The sequence below is a fragment of the Cellvibrio sp. ATLC23 genome, from assembly GCF_057196725.1.
Window position 1 is genome coordinate 176,225 of sequence record NZ_JBXUOS010000009.1, and the last position, 20,422, is coordinate 196,646.

Below are 20,422 nucleotides of genomic sequence, written 5' to 3' on the forward strand. Positions count from 1 at the left end.
CATTATTGATATCTATAGTGACAACGGTTACCCAATGAAAAAAAATGAAACCATTATTATCGTTGGCGGTGGCTCCGCCGGTTGGATGACCGCCGCGGCACTTTCCAATGCGTTCGGCGCAACCAAAAAAATCATTCTGATTGAGTCCGATGCTATCGGCACCGTGGGTGTGGGCGAGGCGACCATTCCTGCGGTTAAATCATTTAATACACTATTGGGTATCGATGAAGCAGAATTTATGCGCAATACCCAAGGCACCTTTAAATTGGGTATTCAATTTGAAAACTGGGGTGCCCAGGGCGATTCCTATATGCACCCCTTCGGGTTGGTGGGGAAAGATTCCTGGATGGCCAATTTCCAACACTTTTGGCTAAAAGCCAAACGCAAAGGAGTAGCCAAAAGTTACTTTGATTACTCACTCAATATTCGCGCGGCCTATAGCAATAAATTTTTTATCGACTCCAATTCGGGAGTGGATTACGCCTATCACTTTGATGCGGGGCTCTATGCGGCTTATTTGCGTAAATACAGCGAAGCACGCGGTGTGGTGCGCATTGAAGGTATGATTGATCAAGTGCAAACCCGCAGTGATAATGGTTTTATTGAATCGGTCAGCTTGACTTCTGGCGAAACAATAGCGGGCGATATTTTTATCGATTGCTCAGGATTTCGCGCGCTGTTAATTGAGCACACATTGCACACTGGTTTTGAAGACTGGTCGCACTGGCTTCCCTGCGACCGCGCGGTTGCGGTGCAAACAGAATCAGTCGGAGAGCCAGTTCCTTATACACGTTCCATCGCGCATCAGAGTGGTTGGCAGTGGCGGATTCCATTGCAGCATCGTGTTGGTAACGGCTTGGTTTATTGCAGTCGTTATCTCAGCGATGATGACGCGAAAAAATTATTATTAGAAAACCTTGAGGGCGCGCCAAGGGCAGAGCCGCGCCTGATTAAATTTAAAACCGGGCGCGCGCTAAAACAGTGGAATAAAAACTGTATTGCAATTGGCCTATCAAGTGGTTTTCTGGAGCCGCTTGAATCCACCAGTTTGCATCTGATCCAAACCGGTATTGTGCGGCTGATCAGAATGTTTCCAGGTGATGAGATTAATCAAAGTGAAATTGATGAGTACAATCGTCAATCGCAATTTGAATACGAGCGCATCCGCGATTTTATTATCTTGCATTATTGTGTCACCCAGCGTACCGATAGCCCCTTTTGGAATTATTGCCGCACTATGGACATTCCCGAAACTCTCGCGCGCAAAATTCAGGTCTATAAAAATACCACCAGTGTATTTAAAGAACAGGATGAGCTATTCCATGAAGGCTCATGGCAACAAGTCATGCTCGGGCAAGGCATAACACCGCAGGATTATCATCCGGTGGTGGATAAATTATCGGATGATGAGTTGATGCGTTTAATGAATAGTATCGAAAAAGAGCATGATCAATATCTGATACGTTTTCCCAGTCATCAGCAATTTATTAATCATTATTGCAGCGCAAGCGCACCTTAAATGGAAAAAATCCGGGTGAATTGCATCACCCGGATTTACCTATCTCAAATGAATAAATTAATCTGCGATTTAAAGGCAGGTATATTTTAATGCAGGATAAGAGTAAGGGGATTGTGGTTGCACACTGTAGGGGCAACCGGTGCCACAGAAAGCGGCTACATTAAATGAGCCAGCATTAGGGCCTGTTTGAAATAGAGTAGTGGCACCTGTATTACAGCTACTTACTGGCGTGGTAACAACTTTAAGAATTTGTGCGGAATCACATGCCCCGCTTGCTGTGTAACCTGAAGCAACCCAAGTGATGTTGCATGAGGCCGGCGAGTAGGCGCTATATTTTTGTTCGCGGGTCGCTAGTGAAGTTCCATTTAATTTACATGCGGTGTTAATAATAGCGCCGCTATAGCTTGATTGTTGACTTACTAGTGTCCAGCTGCAGCCAGAAGCTACTGTGGTCGTCTGTGCATTTACACTCACTGCTATGCTGCCCAAAATTGTAAATCCAAGACTTGTTATTAATTTTGATAATGTCATAAAAAATTCCTATTAATTTAAGGTTATTGTCCAGGTGAAGTCACAATGGCATCCGTTTTTGCGTTCACGGTAATGGTTGTTTCATTACCTTGCTGTGGTTGCAGCGCATCGACATCCATGCCGATGTTTGAATTAATTAATCGTGGTGATGGCCGCGTTAATTAAATTCAAAACTGTTTGCTTCTCTTTCGATATACAAGGTAGTAACCCCCTGTTGTTCGTCCGGTGTGGCGATAATCATTGGGTATTTATGTTGTGCTTTTAAGGTTTGACTCATCTTCCCCATTAATTCATTCGCTTGATCAAGGTCTCTAATGCTGATGGTCAGCGCGCATAGCCGTGTGCGGCACTGTGTTTCGCGCAAGGCTATGCCGGCCAGCTCGGGGTTTTGGCTAAACATTGTTAGATAATCTTGTTCTTGCGTTTCTGCCCAGTTGGTATCTATATTTTCTGCATCAAATCGTTGTTGCATCTCTTTGTGCAGGTCAAAACTCCCTGTTGTTTTGTGCGAATTAGCTAGCCAGTTGCTGAATTTTTCTGCTGTACGCAGCAGTTCCTTTTCTTTTAATTGCGCTAGTGACGTAGATTGCTTTGAATTTTCGGACCGCCCAGCTGAAGTAGGCGAAGGTACTTTTATCGTTGTGTTGGGCGCGGCTAGAGGCGTTTTTTGTTGATCTATTAGCTGCAAGCTTAATTGTGTGTTTTCTGCTTTCAATTGTGCAATTGTTGCATTTAGCTTTTCGGTTTTTTGCTGCACGAGTTGGGCATTTTTTTCGAGTGCCTGATTGTTGTAGTAATTCGCTATATATGCCCCTGCAAGCGCCGATGCTGCGCCAATAGCGAACATGGTTATCTTTTTTGCCATACGCTCTAAAGCTCCTTAAGTCATGGGGTATCAATCAATGTTGTTCGTATTATCCATTGCGAACGACTCTAACAAATTTAGGCTTCTCTGTTAGTCCCACTTTTAGCTGAATGGAAAACTGGGTGTGATGTGCTGAGAAATAAGCAATTAAGTGCGCCAAAAGCACGCTGATCAATGATTGTTTTAGCGTGGTGTTTGATTGCGTCTGAATAAGTGTTTTTAGTCGAACACTAGATGGGGGCGGGATATATGCAAAAGTGAATCGCCCCACGTTAAGTTATCTGCAAAAGTGGGACGACTCCCCAATCATTTCAGTGCCATTATCAGCTTACAGATTCTTGATTGCGCCCGTGGTTGAGCCGTTCAAGAATCGTTGCTGAAGTGTGTTTCAGCAGATGAACCCCTGGGTGATGTCAGGTCCCCTTGGGTGTTAACGAATTTAGTTAGGTGCATATGCTGACCCTGATTGATTTGTTAATTCTCCTTGCTTAGCCCCCGCGTTCTTCCTCTCAGCAGAAAGCGGGGGCTTTTTTACATCAGCAATTGTTTTTTATTTTCCAATCAACCTGTACCCCTGACTCTGACAACAACAATATTCTTACAACTACAGTTTTAATGGCGAGGTAATTTATGCCTAATTTGTATAGACCGGGCGCTTTAGCAGCCTGCAGTTTGGCCGTGCTAGCCGTGTTGAGCGGTTGCGATAAAAAATCTAATGAGGCAACCGACAGTACAGCAAGCAATTCAGCTGCAACAACGGAAGCATCTCTCTGGCCACAAGTGCAAAGTGCGGTTAAAAAAGATCCGGCTATTGAAGCAAAAATTACCGAGCTGCTCGGACAATTGACCCTTGAGCAAAAAGTGGGACAACTGATTCAGCCGGAATTGCGTCAGGTGACACCGGCGGATATCACTGAGTATTCAGTCGGTTCGATTTTGAATGGCGGCGGCTCGTTCCCCGGCGAAAACAAACACGCGAAAGTGGAAGATTGGCTTGCACTGGCGGATGGTTTTTATCACGCCTCCATGAGTACCGAGGGCGGCCGTGTGCCGGTGCCAGTCATGTGGGGAACCGATGCAGTGCACGGCCACAATAATATTATTGGTGCAACGTTATTCCCGCATAACATCGGGCTAGGTGCTGCGCGCAATCCGGATTTGATTCGCCAAATCGGCGCGGCAACAGCTGCTGAAATTGCGGTGACTGGCATAGATTGGAGTTTTGCGCCAACACTGGCCGTGGTACGCGATGATCGCTGGGGGCGCACTTACGAATCCTATTCGGAAGATCCGGCGGTGGTGAAATCCTACGGCGGTGCGATGGTGGAAGGCTTGCAGGGTATTGCCGGTAAGGATTTGCTCAGCGAACGCCATGTAATCGCTACGGCAAAACATTTTCTTGCTGATGGTGGCACCGAAGGTGGACAAGATCGCGGCGATGCGGTGATTACCGAAGCAGAACTGGTGAGAATTCATAATGCGGGTTATGAAACCGCTTTGGCCGCCGGCGCACAAACCGTGATGGCATCATTCAATAGTTGGAATGGTGCGAAAATGCACGGCAATAAATATTTGCTCACTGATCAATTAAAACATCGTATGGGTTTTGATGGGCTGGTGGTTGGCGATTGGGCGGGTCATGCATTTGTACCCGGCTGTACGCCGGTGAGTTGCCCGCAATCCATCAACGCCGGTCTGGATATTTTTATGGCGCCAGACGCGAATTGGAAAGAGTTGTATCACAACACGCTCGCGCAAGTGAAAAGCGGCGAGATTCCAATGGCGCGTTTGGATGACGCAGTGTCGCGCATTTTACGAGTGAAGCTGCGCGCTGGTTTATTTGAAAAAGGCGCGCCCTCTACCCGTGAATTGGCGGGTAAACGCGAAGTGATTGGTTCGCCTGAGCATCGCGCAGTTGCACGTCAAGCGGTGCGTGAATCCATTGTGTTGTTAAAAAATAATGGGCAAACCTTACCGGTCAATGCGAACAGCAAAATTTTGGTGGCGGGTGATGGCGCTGACAATATCGGCAAACAATCCGGCGGTTGGAGCATTACCTGGCAGGGCACCGGTAATGTGAATGCGGACTTCCCCGGTGGCACTTCTATTTATCAGGGTATTGCCGATGCAGCAAAAGCAGCCGGTGGTTCAGCCGTGTTGAGTGTGGATGGCAGCTACAGTGAAAAACCCGATGTGGCCGTTGTAGTATTCGGTGAAGATCCCTACGCGGAAATGCAAGGTGATGTAGGTGCATTAATTTATAAAGATGAAACCAATCTCGCGCTGCTGAAAAAATTAAAAGCCGACGGTATCAAAGTGGTTTCATTGTTTATCACTGGTCGCCCACTCTGGGCCAACAATTTTATCAATGCGTCTGATGCGTTTGCCGTAGTTTGGCTGCCTGGTTCGGAAGGTGTTGGTATTGCCGATGTAGTGCTCAGCAAAAAAGATGGCTCAGTGAATTTTGATGTAAAAGGTAAGCTGCCTTTCTCTTGGCCATCATCGCCGACGCAGTCGCCGTTGAATGTGGGTGATGCAGATTATCAACCACAATTTGCCTATGATTTTGGTCTAACCTACAGCGATAAAATCGAAACCGGTTTGCTCGATGAAACTGCTGCGCAAGCGATTGCGACTAACACGCCTGATGTTGCATCAATTTTTAATCAGCGAGTGCTGAATCCCTGGGCGTTAGTTTTGCTTGATCATATGAACAACATGTTGCCGGTCACCACTAGTCGCGGTGAATTGGGTTCAGTGATTGTTTCCTCTGAAGATAAACAGGTGCAGGAAGATACCCGCCGTTTGCAGTTTGATGGCTCTGCCAAAGCGACGGTGACCTTAGGTTCTACTACCCGAACTGACTTTTCTGCCTATGCCGAAAGTAAAGGTGCGCTGATATTTGATGTGAAAGTAAATAGCAAACCTAATGCAGACGTGAACCTGGGTATGTATTGCGGTAGTGATTGTGGTGGCGAGATTGCAATTACTGAGCAATTAAATGCTGCAAATCCGGGTGAGTGGATAAGTGTCGGTATTGCACTTGAATGCTTCGCGAAAAAACGCGTGAAAATGGATATGGTGCTGGCCCCCTTTATGTTGAGTACCGCGGGTAGCTTGGATGTATCTATTTACAATGTACGCATCGAGAAAAACGCAACGGCTCCAGCCTGCGCCGAATAATTTTTCAACAATAACAATAGAGGTAATTATGAAAAATCACGAGCTCAGCGTTAAACCCCTGTTAACAAAAATCTGCGCGGCTATTGCGTTGGTCAGTTTAGCTGGCTGTGGTGGTTCGGGTGGCGGCGGCAACAATAAATCCAGTGCGGCGCTCTCCTCCGCAGCACTTTCATCGGTGGCGCCATCTTCAACCGCAGCGAGCAGTTCATCTGCACCGGCTACCGCTGAATGGAAGTTGGTGTGGAGCGATGAATTTGATGGTGCCAGTATTGATACCAGCAAATGGAATTTTGAAAAAAATTGCTGGGGCGGTGGTAATAACGAACAGCAGTGTTACACCGATCGCGCGACCAACGCTTACGTTGCCGATGGTGTGTTGAATATTGTTGCCCAACGCGAAGATTTTACCGGTTCCGATTCACCGGAAGGTGACAGCCCGAGCACTAAAACCCTGCCTTATACCTCGGCGCGTTTGCGCACCAAAAATATTAAAGAGTGGACCTTTGGTCGCTTTGAAATTCGCGCAAAATTACCGGCAGGCCAAGGTACCTGGCCCGCGATTTGGATGTTGCCGACCAACTCGCCTTATGGCACCTGGGCGTCTAGCGGTGAAATCGACATTATGGAAGCGGTCAATTTAAAGGTAGTAACTAATGGCAGCGAACCGGAAGCCAATGTACACGGCACCTTGCATTTTGGTCGCAATTGGCCGGGCAATGTAAATTCCGGTGCAGCTTATAAATTGCCGAATAAGGCTAACCCTGCTGACGATTTCCACACCTATGCGGTTGAATGGGAAGAAGGCGAAATTCGTTGGTATGTGGACAATGTACATTTTGCCACCCAACGCGAAACCGGTTGGTATGGGCAATATATGCAAGACGGTGTATTAAAAGATGCGCCTTTGGGCGCGCCGTTTGATCGCCATTCAAAATTCCACTTGTTGTTAAACCTGGCGGTTGGCGGCAGCTGGGCCGGTAACGTGAATAATAAGGGTATCGATGAATCCGTATTCCCGCAAAAAATGTTGGTGGATTTTGTGCGCGTGTATGAATGCACTGGTTCACCTATAACCGGTAAAGGCTGCGCCACGATTGATGCCAATGCTGAAATTGTTGCCGGTCATCAGCGCCCGGTAATTGGCGCGGTGAAATTGCCAGAGCCACCATTATTTTTGATGTACGACAATGCACTGGCGAGTGTGTTGCAATTTGATTCCTACAATCCCGATGGCGCCATCAGCCATTCACAAGTGGAAGAAGCTGGCCGGGGCAATGTATGGAGTGTGGTAAAAACCGGCGCTAACGGCAATGTGTATTTCAAAATTAAAGGCGACCCTGCCGATATGAGCAATTGGTCAACCGATAGCGAAATTGTTTTTGATTACAAGGTAAATAGCAAAGCTGATGGCGCAAAGTTATTGGTGAAAATTGATAGCGGTTGGCCCAATGTGAGTGATGTAAGTGTGCCTGTTGCTGAACTGGGTGTGTGGAAAGAATTTCGCATCACTCTTGCCAACTTAATCGCCAACGGTAATTCCTTGGCGAGTGGAAAAGCGACCTTGAGTTCGGTGCTGAACAGCTTTGTTGTTGATCCATCGGCAGCGATGAATGTTTCGCTGGATAATATTCGTCTGGAAGGTAAAGCCGCGTCAGGTGGTGCAACAGAATTTGCAGCACTGCCCCTGTTTACCGCCTATGGCGATGCAATTGGCAATGGTTTGCAAGTGCAAAGCTATAACCCAAGCGGCCATATCAGTTCATCTGAAAAAGATGAAGCTGGACGCGGAAAAGTATTTAACGTGGTAAAAACCGGCACCGATGGCAATGTGTTTTTTAACGTGATTTCCAATCCCGTCAACTTGACCAAATGGAGCGCGCAGGGAAAATTAAAATTTGATTTTAAAGTCAATAGCAAAGCCGAAGGCACTGCATTGTTAATTAAAATGGATAGCGGCTGGCCCAATGTGAGTGACGTCAGTGTGCCGCTGCCTGCCAATGGTGTCTGGACTTCATACAGTATTGGCGTAGCTGAGTTAATCGCTCGTGGTAATTCAGTTGCTTGCTGCCCTGGCATCGCCAAACTAAACGCTATCACCAATTTGTTTGTAGTAGAACCATCGGGTGCCATTGATGTTTCCTTTGATAATGTCCGTTTGGAAACTGAATAAACATACGCAACAAAAATGATAGATTGCTTTAAAGCCGGGACATTCCCGGCTTTTTTGTATCGCAATTAAGTGCAGTAAATAATGCATGGAAAGGATAATGACGTTATGCGTTTAGTGAATTTTCTATTGCTTGTATGTCTCTTAAGTGGGTGTGTCAGTGTTAATAAAAACGCAACTGAAACACCAAAAACAATTACGTTGTCGCGCGCTGAGTATCGCGATGCACTCTATGGCTTTTGGTTGGGGCAATGTATTGCCAATTGGACTGGGCTGGTCACGGAGATGGATAAGATTGGCAATATTGGCGAGATAAAAACCGGCGAATTTTATACGCGCAATGACTGGGGCAGGCCAGATCAACCGAGTATTTGGGGGCAGGGCGTGCCGAGTGATCTGTCGGCGACTATCGATTTTGTCACGGTCAAACCCGATGGAATTTGGGGTAGCGATGATGACACCGACATTGAATACATTTATCAATATTTATTAAAAAATAGTGAGTCAGTATTATTAACGCCTGAGCAAATTCGCGCGGGTTGGATGAAGCATATTTATTCGTCCGCTGAGCCAACACCTTTCGGGCGCGACCCCGAAGGCAATTACGAAAATTTTCTCTGGGTTTCCAATCAAAAGGCGTTTGATTTAATGCAGGCGGGTACGTTGCCGCCGCTGAGCGGTAGTCAGTATCTCAACGAACATTACGATATGATCGATGCGCAATTGACCACCGAAATTTTTGGCTTCTATGCTCCGGCACGAGTAGATATAGCATTAAAAATAAGTGATCTACCGGTAAGAGCTGTAGCTGACAAAGAGGCTGCTGATATCGCACGCTTTTATATCGCAATGTATTCCCTTGCCTCGGCAGTGGATAAAACCCCGCCGATGGCGGAGCAACTTAACTGGATGGCGGAGCAGGCGCGCAAGCAATTACCCGATGATCAATATCCTGCCGCCATGTACGATTATGTCAAAGCATTGTATCTGGGGAATACTCCCTGGGAAAAAACTCGCGATGCCATTTATCAGCGCTACCAAGTACAACAATTAGACGGCTACACCATCAGTTCACGCAATCTCTATTGCAACGGGTGTTTTGCTGCGGGAATTAACTTTGCGGCGAGTTTGGTGAGTTTATTTTATGGTGAAGGCGACTTAAAACAGACAATAAAAATTGGTGCACTGATGGGCTGGGATTCCGATAATCCAACCGCAACCTGGGGTGGTTTACTGGGTTTTATGTACGGCAAAAATGCCATCGAACAGGCGTTTGGACAAATCTTTTCTAACCGCTTTAATATTCATCGCACGCGCAAGAATTTCCCAAACAATGGCATAGATACTTTTGAAAATATGGCAGATGACGGTGTCGCGATTGTGGATAAAGTGGTGGTTCAGTTGATGGGCGGGCGAATAAATCCCGATGATGACAGGTGGGTGATTCCTCTTGATAAGAACTAGTTATTTGTGTTTGGAGTGACTAATAAAATCCGGCCGCAAGCCGGCTTTTTGCTTTTGAGTGATCACAAAACGATGGTCTATATGATAAGGTGGTTGCCTTTTTATAGGCTCGCGAAAGCTGGTTTATCAAAAGCGTCTACTATCAGGATTTATTCTTCAGGAGCATAACGTATAAAAATGGATAGCTTATTTTCGCGGTCTTGCGGTTTAGTACTCTGCCTTAGTTTAGGGTTGGTTGGTTGCGGTGGGGGAGGTGGCAATAAGTCAAGCTCTACACCGGTTTCGTCTGCGGCATTGGGTTCCGCTGTTTCATCTAGTGCGACACCTTCCAGTATTTCTGTATCGAGTTTGGCGTCGACTAATTTTTCATCTTCCCTTTCTACTCCTTCTTCTAATGCAGCTGTGTCGAGTTCAGACTCGAGCATCACTGTGATGTCTTCCTCTTCTTCATCGTCGATAGCTTCGCCAAGTTCTTCCAGTAGCGCTATTGCGCGCCTAACGATTCAAGGCAAAGTTGGTGCAGATGCATTGGCTGGGGGTAGCGCTAAAACGATAATCGGGGGGCGTGAGTTTATAGCTCTAATAGACGACGCCAGAAATTACTCGTTGGAACTAGATATACCTGACAGCGAATGGGATAAACCATTCAGTGCTATAGCAACTGGCATTGGTAATGAAAAATGGGCAGTCCTAGCCGCGCTATTTCCTTCGGGGGGCGCTCTAACTGAACTAGCTGGAGCGGATAAACTGCTGACATCAGCCGAGTATTCTGGGGTTAACCTGACTCCCTTGACGACAGCGGAATACGCTGAAGTTATCAATAATGGTTTGTCGATCACATCTGATGCAGAGCGAAAGTCGGCGTTGCTCAGTATGTATCCGGCGAAAAGTTTGGAGCAAGCCGCAGTACTTTCACGTTTGTTTACCGATATAAGTGCTGACCTTCCCATTCAAAAATCGACCACGCTGGATTATCTATTGGATGCAGACCTTGCAGATGCTTACCTTGAGATTCTGCGTTTAAAAAACAAGAATGAGCTGGTGAGTGAAATTGAATCTATACAGAAAGATTCAACTCAATCATTTGTCTCGTCAAAAAAAATCATTGGTAATTATTTTCTGGAAGCGAAAAATTCTCGCTATCTCTTGACCTTCAATAGTGATGGAACGGGAGTGCTTCGCACAGGAACTATTCATGCTGGGATATTGGCTTCTGCCAATACTACTGCCAAATTTGCTTGGCAACGAAAAGCCAGAACAATATCCTTGAGCCTGATTGATCAGCAGAATTATCGCGTGAGCAGTATTGCTGCAAATGTAGCAGCTGATGAAGTGGCACATGGTTGCGATGATTCATCTACTTCAAATAGCATCGAGACCTGTACTTTGCGGTTGAAATCAATTCAGTTGGATTTGATCGATGAAACTGAATTGCGTTATTTTGCACAGCTACATATTGATCTCACTGCAGCACGAGATAGTGGCGTCAGTATTTATGATGGTGTGATTCAATCCCAGTCGGCAAGATTGGTCAGACTGGACGATACGCTTGTTGTTGCACCTACCGATATCATCGGTGTTGAGTGGTATAGCGAAAATTACTTATTTGTTTTCAGTGCAGACGGCAAAGTAAAACGAACGGAATTGCGCACAAAAAATGCGAGCACTTTGAATTGGATGTTGGATAAAAGCCGTATTCATATTGATGGTCTTGATTTGTGGATAACGCATCAGGACTCGGTTGGGTTCGGTGTTGTCTACCATGATTCAGATAATGTGTATCGCACCTCATTGATAAAACGTCATGCTGTAGCTTTACAAGATGTTGATTGGATAGGGCGTTGGACATCTTACAGGAATGGCTTGCCGGTTTCTGCTTATGATGTACTTGTCGATAAATCCTGGCGGGATGGATTTGAGAACGGGTCGTTGGGAAATTGGTCGCGTGTAAATGGGCATACCCAGAGCGCAATTTCTAATGGTGTCTGGCGCATGGTGCGCGATGTGCTGGCTGTGCATAATGGTGTTCATTACTTTAGTGTTTGCCAGGGGATCGAGGCTGAAACTCCAGTGAATTGTTATCTATCCCGCGACACTCGTGCAGTGAATTTTGATTCGCGTGTATTCTGGAATAGCTGGTCGTTTCCTGTTTTTAATGAGCAATCTGGCAGTGGCATCTGGACCTATTTATATGATCGGGCGGTATTTGCCGATACGCCGGGCGGTGCACTCAACGGACGCGGCTATTCAAAGGTGTCACCAGCGCATTTGTTTAATGAGCGAACCGATACTATTCTGGAAATGACCGATGCATCCGCGAATACTATTGTTCTTTGCGAATACGCAGTAAATGATGCCTGTCGCAATAAAGATAAGCGCACGTACGAACGTGGACTAGAAATTGGTGTGACGCTCAGTGCTGGTGGTAGCCTTGTTTATACGATGGATTATCGCGATCTTGATACAAATATTGGCCTTAGTACTAGTATTTCACGCAGTGTAGACAAAGTATTTATGGTTCCGAAGCTGCGGGCACAAGAGCTATCGGTGCTCCCATCGAGCGGATACCAATTGGGAGCGATCAACGGTTGTGGTGGCACTCTTAGTGGATCTATCTATCGTATCCCGGCGTTAACCAACAATTGCCAAATCACGGCTAGCTTTATTAAAAAGTAGAATAAGCTAGGATAAAAAAGGATGCGTCGGCATCCTTTTTTGTTTAAAAACCGGCATTAAACGCCGGGTTTTCTATTTCAATTTTACTCTGGCGGTTAAAACGCCCAAACGGCTTGCCCCCAAACGCGCGGGTCGCGGTCATCAATTGTTGACTCTTCACTGCCAATCGGTGTGGCGAGGGTTGCGGTTAAATTAAAGCCACTGAGATTCCAGCGCACGCCTAAACCAGCGCCAGATAAACTGCGGTAATTATCACCAGCAGCCCACGGATTTTTATTGCGTTTTACTTCGCCGTGATCCAGCAAACCGTACGCCTGCCAGTGTGAATTAATCGTATAGCGCAGTTCCATATTGCTCATCCAACCCTGGTCGCCGGTTGCTTCACCTTGTGGATAGGCGCGCACACCGTAGTTGCCACCAATGCTGAACTTTTCTGATGAGTCCAAATTTTTATTGGCAAATTGGCCGTGAATTTGTGCGTGCAAACTCCAGTTGTCGCCCAGATTTTGTAGGCGTGTAATCGATGGTGTCCAGCGACCAAAACTGCCTGCTGTTTTGGCGGTAACACTGTCGATTGCACTATCCAAATAACTGTTGATATCCAAATCGCCGTGGGTATACGCCAAGCTCGCACGGGTAATACCGCCACCGCCGAAGGTGTCCCGTAAATCGCCAGCGAAGGTCAGGGTGTAGAGCGTGGATTCTTTTTCGCTGCGGCTGCCAAAGGTGGCAATTTTGTCTTCCAGTGCTTTGCCATCGTATTGCAGTTGTACTTCCAGGTTCATCTGGCGGCTGCGCAGCAGTGACTGGCGTGCAAACGCGGTGGTGATTTGCGCATTGCCGGTCGCGCCAATATCGGCAAACTCTTCGGCCAATTCGTATTCCATGTCGGAATACGCAGCGCCCAATTCGGTCGCCCAAGTGCCGACGGGAATGGCGTATTGCGCACGGTAAAACACATGGGATTCATCGCTGCCCATCGCGCGCAGGTCGAAACGATCACCCCTGCCGAGCGGATTATTAACTTGCAGGCTGCCGCCCAGACGTGCCTCGCCGGTGTATTTGTTGCCGAAGTTATCCAGCTCCAGGGTGCCGGTAATCAGCGGTGCGGCAGTCACATCGACTTTTAAGTCGCTGGTGCCGATGGCCTCGCCGGGCACCAGTGTGGTGGTGGCGTGCATACCAACAATATCGGACAGTTTTAATAGTGGCGTTTCTAAATCCTCCGCCACCATCATTTGACCCGGTTTAATATCGCGCAGTGGGCGTTGCACAATGCTGTCGTGTACACGGGATGTATTGTCGATCAACACTTTCCCTAAACGACCTTCAAGTACCGCAATAGTGATAATGCCTTGGCTGACATCTTGTTCAGGCAAATACGCGCGCGACAAGAAATAACCCTGCGTGCGGTAGTGTGCAGTAATGCGTGCCGCCGCTTGATGCAGTTCCGCCAAGGTGAGGTTTTGACCGGCAAGATCTGCGACCAGAGCCTCCAATTCTGCTGCTGTAAACGCTTTTGCGCCGGTTACGGTAAAGCGCTCTACCTTGAGGGCTAAACCACCACTGGCTGGTTCCGCTATAGGTGCCGCAGCGGGCAGGGTAACTTCAGTGGCATTAGGCGCCTGAGCGGGTGTCTGCATTGTTTCAATTTCACGGATCAAGGTGCCCGAATCCGGTACGGCTTGTGCCAATACCGCAGCGCTGCTGAACAGTAATCCGTTGATAAGCAGCAGAGTGATGCCGCCGGTTGTGTGCAAAGTCATGTGTCTTTCCTATCTTGAATTACCGAGTGATGGGTTCTTCTACAACCACAGCACGTTGATTTTTTAAGCGACCTTCTTCAGTTTGATTACTGGCCACAGGGAACTGGTAATCAAAGCCTTCGGTGCGGATGCGGTCTGCTTCCAGCCCCATGCTTTGCAACACTTGAGCAACCGACTTGGCGCGCTCACTGGATAGGCGTTGGTTCAGCGCAAGTGAGCCGGTGCTGGATGAGTGACCTTCCACTAATACCTGTACTTCTGGATAGCGCTGTAATTGCGCGACAAACTTGCGTAGTTCGTTTAGGTAATGCTGGCTAACGGCGACACTGTTTGTGGGGAAGAGCACCGCTTCTGGAAACTGAATACCCAGCGCTCTAAGAGTGTCAGGATCTAATTTCACGCCACCGTCCAATACTTGCAGCACTATGCCGTCTTCGCTGCCATCCAGCAGTGGGCGACCCTCGTAAATGTTGGCGCGCAACTCGCGCCCCAAGGCTTCGCGTGCGGGTAACTGGGTGCTAGTTAAAGCCTCAATATAATTGCCACCGGGGTTGGAGCTCAGTAGGTTCAATAGCCCATCAACATAGTTAACTTGGTAGTTTTGACCTATCTGGCTAGCGGTTGGCGTGAGGTTGTAATTGCCCGGTAAGGGGAGTGATAGGTTGCTCCGCACTTGTATGCTGTTGCCAAAAACACTGGCTTCGGTATCGCCGTTGACTAAGCCGTCGACCGCTGCGGTAAATGCGGGCATGAGATCCCAGTAACTGGTGACATCATTTGCCGTCACCGTTAAAGGCGCCGGGGTGATTTGCAGTTGGCCGTCCACCATCGTCAGTGCGTAATTGCTATTGGTTGCAGTACCACCGGCAGTCAGGGAGATCGCGTAAGTCCCCACATTGCTGCCATCGGCGCGGCTGATATTAACCATTAGGGTGTCGCCTTCAACCAGCGTGCCGCTGCTAATGCGCCAAGTTAGTGCCGGATCTTCTGCGCCATAGATTTTCATCAAACTATCGGCGGTTAACACTAATGGGCGCTGGTTAATGGTTAATTGGCCATTGTTGATGGTGTAGGTGTAATTGCCATTGGCTAAGTCACCATCCACCACACCGCTAATGGCGTAGTGACCGACATTTTCACCCGCAACACGGCTGAGCGCGCCGCTTAAGCTGTCGTCACCTACCAAGCCGCCACTGGTAACCGCCCAAGTGAAGCTGGGGTCGGCATCGCCGTAGATTTTATCGAGGTTACTAATGTCGATCACAATTGCGCGGGGGGTAATGTTTAACACCCCGTTATCAAGGGTGATGGCATAGTTTCCGCTTGCCAATGCACCGCTGAAATTGGGAGTAATCGCGTAACTGCCCACGTTTTCACCAGAGGCGCGAACCATGCTGGCCACTGTCGCGGTTTCGTTAAAAGCCATATTGCCGCTAGTCACTCCCCAGCTGAAAGTGGGGTCTAGTTCGCCGTAGACTTTGCTGGCATCTGAAACGCTAATGGTGATGGGGCGCGGGTTAATGGTGAACAGGCCGTTGTTCATGGTCACCACATAGTTGCCGTTGGTGAGGTCGCCATTGGGGGTGCCGAAAATGGTGTAGTTACCGACGTTTTCACCGGCGTTACGGCTTAGGGTGCCGGTTAAGGTATCGCTACCGAACAAGGCTCCAGAGGTGATTCCCCAGCTAAAAACAGGGTCGCTATCGCCATAGATTTTGTTGGCATCGTCGACTGTCACGCTAATGCTGACGGCAGCAGGATCAATAGTCAGTGCGCCGTTGCTAGTCACAATATCGTAAGCCTGTTGGCTTGACCAAAGTCCGCCTGGAGTAAGCGTATGACTACCCGCATTAGTTGCGCCTTGCGCGGTACCTACATATTTCAGATCAGTGCTGCCGAGCTTGTCAGCTCCGCTATAAGGCGTGCCGTTTTCACCAAAAGCGGCGAGGAATTGCGCGTAGTTAGTGCCGTAGCGCACACCGTTGCCACTGGTGCCATTGATTTGATGTAAACCTTGGTAGGCATTGCCGTTATAAGTCTTCGAGTCGTTGTAGGCAGTGACGTTGATTTGCGTCAGGAACGAGCGCAACAAGGGCGTGCTCTTACCTTCGTAGATGCGCCAAGTGGCGCCGGTACCGCCGACGGCATCGCTATTGGCGCCCCATGCAGCGAAGTTGGTCGAGTCCTTAAACCCGGCGCTATTCAGGCCAGTGGCGCCAGTGAGATTACCGCCACCCACACCGGTGGCAGAGACGTCGGTATTCCAAAAGGTATTGACCAAGGTGCCGAGATTATTGTTAACCAGCGCCGAGGTATCACCCGTTAATGACCCCAGTGCATAACTGCGCGTAATGGTGCCGGTCGCGTCGTTAATACTGGCAAGGCCACCAATATCGCCGCCCATGGCAGTCATATTCACCTGTGCATAAGTATCGGTAATAGTGCCGGCATTGGTGGACACCAAGCCGCCGCCGCGCGCCATATTGGCGGTAACGCTACCGGTGGCATACACATTGGCGATGGCGCCGCGATTCAGACCCACCAAGGTCGCAACATCAAAGTCGCCGCGAATACTGGCATTTGTCAGGGCAATATTGCTGATGCTGGCGGTGTTGGCGGTGTGGCCAAACAAGCCGATAAAGTCGCGCTCTGTGCGGTTCATGCTCAGGTTTTTAATGGCGAAATTATTGCCGTTCAGGCTGCCCGAAAAGCCGGTAGTGGCATGACCCACTGGTGCAAAACCGCGCCCACCCCAGGTGTCGGAATAGTTGCCGCCATTGCCAGCGGTCACGCTCGCGGCAGTGGCCGAAGCATCAATATTGTTCAATAGGGTATAGCTGCCGCCTAAGTTTGCAGCCATGCCTTGCAAGTCATAGAGATTGTTAATGTTGCCGCCACCGCTGAGGAAGCTGCGCAACATGGGGCGGGAAGAGCCTTCGGCGATAAACCAAGTGGTACCGAAATTAAAGCCTGCATAGGTGGCTTGGTTGTAGGCATTTTCTGCGATAGCCCAATTGCCGTTAACCGCTGTGCCGCCACCGACGGAGGTTGCCTGCCCAGTGGTGAAACTGTCCCAATAACTGTTGGTAACTGTTACTTCTGCGCCTGGAGTCGGGTCTTGATCACCCACTAAACCACCGGTGGTACCACCGCTTACCGCACCACTGGCCCAAGAACGGTTCACATTGCCATAAGCGCCGTAACCCACGAGTCCACCCACATCATTGCCGCTGGCAGTTACCGAACCTGTGGCATAACTATCGTTAATAACCGTATCGTTGATCGCCCCTGCAAACCCACCCACATTTGAACGGCCCTGTACCGAGCCAGTTGAATAGGACCGATCAATGGAATGGCCGTTAAAATATCCGACTAATCCCCCTGTCTCATCCCCCGTAGAGGTGACATTGACCGCTGCATAGCTGTCGGTAATTGCCGCAGTGCCCATAAATCCAGCAAGACCACCGATATAGTCACCGCTGCTGTTAACTTCACCTTGTGCATAAACGTTGCTTAAAAAGGTTGTGCCTGCGGATGATCCCGAACCGATAAAACTGCCAACACGGCTGCCTCCGGTAATATCTACGTTGGTTAACCCTAAGTCTTTGATGGTAGCCGTCAACCCCATGTAACCCATGAGACCTACGCCTGTCTGGTTGGCTCGTTTAATGGTTAAATCATCGATTACGTAATTTTTTCCATCCAAACTACCGGTAAATGCACCGCCGCTGATTCCTACCGGTGCAAAGCCACGCCCGCCCCACACATCGGAATAATTACCACTATCACCAGCGGCGACACTGGTCGCGGTGGCTGAGGCATCGATATTCTTAGTGAGGGTATAGGTGCCCGCGAGGTCGGCGGCCATGCCTTGTAATTGATAGAGGTTGGAGATGTTGCCGCCATCTAAAAAGGCGCGCAGCATGGGGCGCGAAGCACCTTCGGCGATAAACCAGTCATTGGTGAAATCAAAGCCAGTGTAGGTGGCTTGGTTGTAGGCATCCGGTGCGGCTGCCCAGTTGCCGTTGATGGCTGAACCTCCTGAGGATGTTGCTTGGCCGGTGGTAAATGTATCCCAATAACTATTGCTGACAGTTCCGAGATTAGCGCCTGATATAATACCGCCGCTAAAGGAGCCTCCTCCTAAGGTAACTTTTCCCGAAACGTAACTCGTGTTTATAGCTCCGTTATTAGTCCCTGTTAGACCACCAACAAAACTTTCTCCAGTAATTGCACCGGTCGAATAACTATTGTTTATTGTTCCGTAGTTGAGCCCCGAAAAACCACCCACAAAACCTTCTCCGGTTACAGTACCGGTCAAAAAACTATTGCTTATCGCGCCGGAATTACGCCCTGCAATGCCACCCACATAGAACTGTCCAGTTATCGATACATCTGTTAAGCCGGTTCTCTCAATACTGGCGGTATTACCGGTGTAGCCAAACAGGCCTACGTAATTTTCAGTGGGGCGATTAATGGTGAGGCCGCTGATTACATGGCCCTGGCCATTGAAGCTGGCATTGTAGGGAGTGGCGTTGTTCCCTAGAGGGTTGAATCCTGCGCCGGCATTCCAGCTGGCGGTACCTGAAGCATCAATATCATTCACTAACACGGCATTAAGTGTGGGGGTGGTATCTAAGCCCTGTAGGCCATAGATATCAGCAATTTGTAACGGGCTGCCACCGGTGCCATCCCCGCCTGTAGCGCGGGTAAAGGTGCCGCCGTTAAGGGTAAAATTATCGGCCGTAAACTTGGGCAAGGTGGCTGCTATTTGACTCCAGTCGCCATCGTTGAGAGTGAAGGCTGCGACATTGATATGCCCCTCTGCTCCGGTAGTAATTGCACCACCGGCATCTAAGGTAAAGCCGCCATTGGGGGCGTGAAGATAGTCATTCAAGCTGATGTTATTGGCCGCTTGCAAAGTCAGCCTGTTGTTGCTCGCCCAAATAAGCGGATCAGTCAAAGTGATATTACCCGCTTGTGCACCCGCCGCTTGGGTTTGTACTGTGACATTGCTGCTCGTCAAGCCGTTTTGCAGTGCTTGGGTACTCAGGTGACTGGTGCCATTGTTGCTGCCGACGTAGCTGATATCCAAATCGGTCGGGTCGACTAACCAGGTGCCGGTCTGGCCATCAGCTGAGGCGGTTGTCACCCGTAGATCGTTGTTGAGATTAACTATCGCGCCGGAGGTTTCGATAAACCCGCCATTGCCACCGTCGGGTGCCGATGCGTCGAGTGTGCCGCTGACATTCACGGTGCCGCCATTGAAGCCACCGAGCAGCATGATTTTGCCGCCTTGTTCTTGCAGAGTGCGCGCTTCAATTACACCGGTATTGTTGACTACTGTTTGCAAGAGTGCATCGCTGGCATGGGCGGTCATTAATACATTGCCGCCATCAGCTTGAATCAGGCTACCGTTGTTGGCCAAGGCTCGAGCTGCGCTTTGATCTATTTGTAACTTTAGTAATCCATCGCCCGCAAAATCAAGAGTGATCTGATTACCTGCCGCTAAAGCCACATTGCCCAGCTGTGCGCGAATCACGCCTTGGTTGCTGACTTGCCCACCGAGTAAAACCACTGCGCCGCCATCGGCTGCGGTGATTTGCCCAAGGTTAACCACGGCCGCGGGTGCGCCATTGCCAGAGAATTCGAAATGGTTGTGGGCCGCGTTGGCTGAGGTTAAATCCAATGTAGACGCGACCAGCGACCCCACATTGACTTGGGCGTTGTTGCCGAAGAGCACACCGTTGGCATCGAGAATAAAGATCCGGCCATTCGCGTTTAGCTGACCTTGAATGTCAGTGCCGTCACCGGTGAGCACCCGGTTCAGCGCCAGTGAATTGCTGTCGGGTTGATGGAAGGTCACGCTTTCATCGGCGGCTATATCAAAATCGAGCCAGTTGATGGTGACTGCATCTGTTGTTTGATGAATAACCGTATCGTTACCGTTGGTGTTAATGATGGCATTGCCGTCAACCACATTGCCGCCTGCGGGTGTTGCTTGCACACCGCTAGATGCAGCTGCAATTGCAATAGCTAAAGCCAGCTTGCGGTGGCGCCCTTTGGCGCGTGAGCGAGCATTTTCAGGTGCCGGACAGTAACTTTGCGACGCGGAGTTCCATATCAAACTAAAAATGTGATTCATAACAATCTCGGAGCTTAACAATGGTGGTTATTGCAAGCGCCTACCCTACGCATGAGGTTGGGCTGGCACTACACAAAAAAATATAAAAAAACGCATTATAACCTCG

Annotated in this window: 10 protein-coding genes; 5 read left to right on the forward strand and 5 right to left on the reverse strand. The window is 48.9% G+C overall.

Annotated features, from left to right (window positions below; all coding sequences use genetic code 11):
- Positions 1-34: 34 nt before the first annotated feature.
- Positions 35-1,519, forward strand: coding sequence for a tryptophan halogenase family protein (locus AC2CG4_RS15065; RefSeq protein WP_484487050.1), 1,485 nt, complete (start codon positions 35-37; stop codon positions 1,517-1,519).
- A gap of 69 nt (positions 1,520-1,588) precedes the next feature.
- Here AC2CG4_RS15065 and AC2CG4_RS15070 read toward each other — a convergent pair whose 3' ends face one another.
- The gene (locus AC2CG4_RS15070; RefSeq protein ID WP_484487051.1) at positions 1,589-2,050 is read right to left on the reverse strand and encodes a hypothetical protein; all 462 of its coding nucleotides are present in this window, start codon (positions 2,048-2,050) and stop codon (positions 1,589-1,591) included.
- A gap of 157 nt (positions 2,051-2,207) precedes the next feature.
- Positions 2,208-2,915: a hypothetical protein gene (locus AC2CG4_RS15075; protein ID WP_484487052.1), complete on the reverse strand. Its 708-nt coding sequence runs from the start codon at positions 2,913-2,915 to the stop codon at positions 2,208-2,210.
- Positions 2,916-3,545: 630 nt separating this feature from the next.
- On the opposite strand from AC2CG4_RS15075, the gene AC2CG4_RS15080 reads away from it, so the two are divergent.
- From AC2CG4_RS15080 to AC2CG4_RS15090, 3 genes are all read left to right on the forward strand, one after another.
- Positions 3,546-6,098: a glycoside hydrolase family 3 protein gene (locus AC2CG4_RS15080; protein ID WP_484487053.1), complete on the forward strand. Its 2,553-nt coding sequence runs from the start codon at positions 3,546-3,548 to the stop codon at positions 6,096-6,098.
- A gap of 28 nt (positions 6,099-6,126) precedes the next feature.
- Positions 6,127-8,268 (forward strand): family 16 glycosylhydrolase, encoded by a 2,142-nt coding sequence (locus tag AC2CG4_RS15085; RefSeq protein ID WP_484487054.1) that lies wholly within the window; start codon positions 6,127-6,129, stop codon positions 8,266-8,268.
- A 105-nt stretch (positions 8,269-8,373) separates the two neighbouring features.
- Entirely contained in the window at positions 8,374-9,729 is a 1,356-nt protein-coding gene (locus AC2CG4_RS15090; RefSeq protein WP_484487055.1) for an ADP-ribosylglycohydrolase family protein, read from the forward strand.
- A gap of 149 nt (positions 9,730-9,878) precedes the next feature.
- On the opposite strand, the gene AC2CG4_RS15095 is transcribed toward AC2CG4_RS15090, so the two are convergent.
- Complete coding sequence (locus tag AC2CG4_RS15095) at positions 9,879-10,157, reverse strand: hypothetical protein (RefSeq protein ID WP_484487056.1); 279 nt, start codon at positions 10,155-10,157, stop codon at positions 9,879-9,881.
- A 4-nt stretch (positions 10,158-10,161) separates the two neighbouring features.
- Between AC2CG4_RS15095 and AC2CG4_RS15100 the strand changes: the two genes are divergently transcribed.
- The gene (locus tag AC2CG4_RS15100) at positions 10,162-12,405 is read left to right on the forward strand and encodes a hypothetical protein (protein ID WP_484487057.1); all 2,244 of its coding nucleotides are present in this window, start codon (positions 10,162-10,164) and stop codon (positions 12,403-12,405) included.
- A gap of 95 nt (positions 12,406-12,500) precedes the next feature.
- Here the strand turns inward: AC2CG4_RS15100 and AC2CG4_RS15105 are convergent, their stop codons facing one another.
- Together AC2CG4_RS15105 and AC2CG4_RS15110 are read right to left on the reverse strand one after the other, a co-directional pair.
- Positions 12,501-14,171 carry a ShlB/FhaC/HecB family hemolysin secretion/activation protein gene (locus AC2CG4_RS15105; RefSeq protein WP_484487058.1) on the reverse strand — a complete coding sequence of 557 codons (1,671 nt, stop codon included), beginning with the start codon at positions 14,169-14,171 and terminating at the stop codon, positions 12,501-12,503.
- Between the two features lie 19 nt (positions 14,172-14,190).
- Positions 14,191-20,316, reverse strand: a complete 6,126-nt coding sequence (locus AC2CG4_RS15110) for an MBG domain-containing protein (RefSeq protein WP_484487059.1) — start codon at positions 20,314-20,316, stop codon at positions 14,191-14,193.
- Positions 20,317-20,422 lie beyond the last annotated feature (106 nt).